Here is a 3214-nt window from a genome sequence, read left to right as displayed (position 1 = left end):
GCCCGACCTATGGAGCGTACGCCGCCACCAAGGCCGCGCAGGAACTCTTTGCGAACGTCCTCGCCAAGGAGCTCGAGGGGCGCATGATCTCGGTGAACGCGATGGCGCCGGGCCTAGTGAACACAACACTCTTCACCGACGGCAAGACCCCCGAGCAGATCGCCGGTTTCGCCGCTCGCACGCCGCACAAGCGGCTGGGCGAGCCTTCCGACATCGCCGATGCAATCGCGGCGCTCTGGAGCGGGGACGGTGCCTGGATCAACGGGCAGACGGTATTCGCAAACGGCGGGATCGTTTGACCCGATTGGCTGGAATAGATGGAGCACAGAACGATGAAAATGACGGGAAACACCATCCTCATCACCGGCGGCGGATCCGGGATCGGGCGGGAACTGGCGCTGCGCTTCAATGCGCTTGGCAACACTGTCATCGTCGCGGGACGGCGCAAGGAGGCGCTCGAGCAGACGATCGCCGGGCGTGAAGGCATGCACGCCATGGTCGGGAATGTTGAAGATCCGGAAGCAATCGCAGCATTTGCCAAGCGCGTAGTCGCCGAGCACCCGGCGCTCAACGTGCTCATCAACAATGCCGGCATCATGCGCCGCGAGGATCTGACCAGGACCCGCGATCTGCGCGACGCGGAGGAGACGATCGTCACTAACTTGTTCGGGCCGATCCGTCTCACCAACGCGCTGATCGACCATCTGGCGGCCCGGCAAAATGCCGTGATCGTCAACGTCTCGTCAGGCTTGGCCTTCGTGCCGCTGAGTGGCACGCCGACCTACAATGCCACCAAGGCGGCGATCCATTCCTATACGGTGTCGTTGCGCGAGCAACTCAGGGGCAAGGTCGAAGTGATCGAGCTTGCGCCGCCAGCGGTTCGCACCGAACTCACGCCCGGCCAGTCGACTCGCGACGGCTATATGCCGCTCAGCGCGTTCATTGACGAGGCGATGACGTTGTTCAGCCGGGAGCCGACCCCCAAGGAGATACTGGTGGAGCGCGTGGGGTTCCTGCGCTGGGCGGAGCGGGACGGCCGGTTTGATCAAGCGGTCGAGATGCTCAACGCTCACTGAGCGGCGCCGAAGCAGCCTGACTGTTCAATCGCGCAAGATCATGCGGTCGCCGCGCACGTCGAAACCGGACAGTGAGCCGATGAAATTCATGCCGAGCAGGCTCTGGCCGAGCATGCCGGGCGCGGCGATCATGACCGGCATGTCCTTGCGCACGATCCCGCCGATCGCCAATTCGTCGGTTCTCACAGCGGCGGCGCGGGCCATGCCGTTGGCGGTGGAAACCGGTATGGTGAAATTGAGAGCGGCTGGATTAAACCCGGCCGCTTGCGCGTCCTGCGCGGTCAGCACGGTGCTGGTTGCGCCGGTATCGACCACGGCCCGGACCGGCGTGCCGTTGACCATGATGCGCGCTTCGAAATGGCCATTGCCGGCCTTGTCCAGGGTCACCGTGGCATGGCCGTCCTCAAGGCCCAATGCCAGCGGACTGCCGGGAACAAGGCCGGCCGTTACCCGGCTGGCGAAATCCTGCAATTCATAACGATATTGGTAGCCGGTGATCAGTGCGAGCACGATGACGGCCCAGGTGCCCAGATTGCGGGCCATCGCGCCTAGGGGGCGGCCTGATCTGAGCAGGCCGGCGCCGATGAGCGCGACCAATGCGCCAAGCCAGATCAGCCGGCTGAAATCGTAATTCTCGACGCCGAATGTGCTGCCGGCGGAATCGTTGAGCATGAGCAGGACCACGCCTGCCCCGATCGCGATCATCAAAACCCAGTAAAATCGGTTCATATGTGGCTCACGAGAGAGCGTCGCGTTCGCGCGCGAGGCGGGTGCGGCGCGTTTCCCGGCGCGGTCTGCGTTCAACCGTTTCAAGCCGGGCCGGCAGCTCGGCCATGACGCTGCGGCGGATTTCAGGGGTCATGTCGATCCAGGCGCCGATTTCCTCGCGCGTACGGCCGCAACCGAAGCAGAAGCCGGTTTTCATATCGATCGAACAGACCAGGATGCATGGGGATTCGATGGCCGTCATGATATTCTCTCAGGGTTCCGCCAGGAATCCCTTGTCTCGCTTCCACATGGTGTAACGGCAAGGCCAATGCAAGCCCTCCGGAATGCGCCGCCGGCAACCGCTTTCGCGTCAATGCAGGCAGTTGTGCCGGCCAAGCAAGGCGGCTATGCCGCTCGCCAACTCTGGGAACGATCACCAACGACATGACCAGCGCGCTGCCCTTCGACGATTTTCGCAATCTTCTGGCGACCCTGCCGCCGGCCGACACGGCGGCCGGAGGTCGCGTCCGCTCGCTGTTTGCCAAGGCCGACAAACCCAAAGGCTCGCTCGGCCGCATCGAGGACATCGCCGCGTGGCTCGCCGCCTGGAGCGGCCATGCGCCGCCGGCAGTGAACCGGCCCCTGGTGGCGATCTTCGCCGGCAATCATGGCGTCGCTCGGCACGGCGCTTCGCCACGGCCTGTCGCTGCCACGGCGAACGCGGTAGAGCATTGCGCGGCCGGGGGTGCGGCGGTCAACCAGATCTGCATCGCCAATGATCTTGGGCTGAAAGTGTTCGATCTAGCGCTGCACATTCCGACCGCCGACATCACCGAGGACGCAGCACTTGACGAGCGCGGCTGCGCTGCCACCATGGCGTTCGGTATGGAGGCGATCGCCGGCGGCACCGATCTGCTTTGCCTTGGCGACCTCGGCGTCGGCAATTCCACCGTTGCAGCGACTTTATTTGCCGCACTGTTGGGCGGCAAGGGCGCCGATTGGGTCGGATCCGGATCGGGCGCCGATGCATCGATGCGGGCGCGCAAGGCGGAAGTGGTCGATGCCGCGCTAAGCTTCCACGGCACAGGTCTCAGGGACCCGCTGGAAGCGTTGCGGCGAGTCGGCGGCCGTGAGTTCGCAGCGATTGCCGGCGCCATCCTCGCCGCCCGGATGCAGAAGATACCCGTACTGCTCGATGGATTGGTGGCGACCGCTGCCGCCGCGACGCTGCATGCTGCCAACCCCGCCGCGCTCGACCATTGCCTTCTTGCCAGCCTGTCGCCAGAGCCTGCGCATGCTCGGGCCGCCGAGCGACTCGGCTTGCGCCCGCTGCTTGATCTCGGCGTGAGCCACGGCGAGGGCGCAGGGGCGGCACTTGCGGCTGGCCTGGTCAAAGCCGCTGCGCTCACCATGTCGGGCATGTCGGCGGC

5 protein-coding genes are annotated in these 3214 nt (G+C 65.0%); 3 read left to right on the top strand and 2 right to left on the bottom strand.

Features of this window, described 5'->3' with window-relative positions; translation table 11 throughout:
• On the top strand, positions 1-299 hold a 299-nt coding region (locus EOA86_RS28020; protein ID WP_128344642.1), incomplete at its 5' end, for an SDR family oxidoreductase.
• A 33-nt stretch (positions 300-332) separates the two neighbouring features.
• Entirely contained in the window at positions 333-1076 is a 744-nt protein-coding gene (locus EOA86_RS28015; RefSeq protein ID WP_128344640.1) for an SDR family oxidoreductase, read from the top strand.
• A gap of 24 nt (positions 1077-1100) precedes the next feature.
• Here the strand turns inward: EOA86_RS28015 and EOA86_RS28010 are convergent, their stop codons facing one another.
• Together EOA86_RS28010 and EOA86_RS28005 are read right to left on the bottom strand one after the other, a co-directional pair.
• Positions 1101-1805: a TIGR02281 family clan AA aspartic protease gene (locus EOA86_RS28010; RefSeq protein ID WP_128344638.1), complete on the bottom strand. Its 705-nt coding sequence runs from the start codon at positions 1803-1805 to the stop codon at positions 1101-1103.
• A 7-nt stretch (positions 1806-1812) separates the two neighbouring features.
• Complete coding sequence (locus tag EOA86_RS28005) at positions 1813-2046, bottom strand: DUF1289 domain-containing protein (RefSeq protein WP_127208292.1); 234 nt, start codon at positions 2044-2046, stop codon at positions 1813-1815.
• 182 nt (positions 2047-2228) lie between these two features.
• Here EOA86_RS28005 and EOA86_RS28000 point away from each other — a divergent pair.
• On the top strand, positions 2229-3214 hold a 986-nt coding region (locus EOA86_RS28000; protein ID WP_164892043.1), incomplete at its 3' end, for a nicotinate-nucleotide--dimethylbenzimidazole phosphoribosyltransferase.

This window comes from Mesorhizobium sp. M5C.F.Ca.IN.020.32.2.1, from assembly GCF_004023105.1.
GTDB classification, from domain to species: Bacteria; Pseudomonadota; Alphaproteobacteria; order Rhizobiales; family Rhizobiaceae; genus Mesorhizobium; species Mesorhizobium wenxiniae.
Note: the sequence above shows the minus strand (reverse complement) of the source record. Positions and strands in the feature narration are given on the sequence as shown.

What these genes read in the sequence shown, in the direction of transcription:
- EOA86_RS28015 (WP_128344640.1), top strand. Translation starts at nt 333, where the DNA reads ATGAAAATGACGGGAAACACCATCCTCATCACCGGCGGCGGATCCGGG.
- EOA86_RS28010 (WP_128344638.1), bottom strand. Translation starts at nt 1,805, where the DNA reads ATGAACCGATTTTACTGGGTTTTGATGATCGCGATCGGGGCAGGCGTG.
- EOA86_RS28005 (WP_127208292.1), bottom strand. Translation starts at nt 2,046, where the DNA reads ATGACGGCCATCGAATCCCCATGCATCCTGGTCTGTTCGATCGATATG.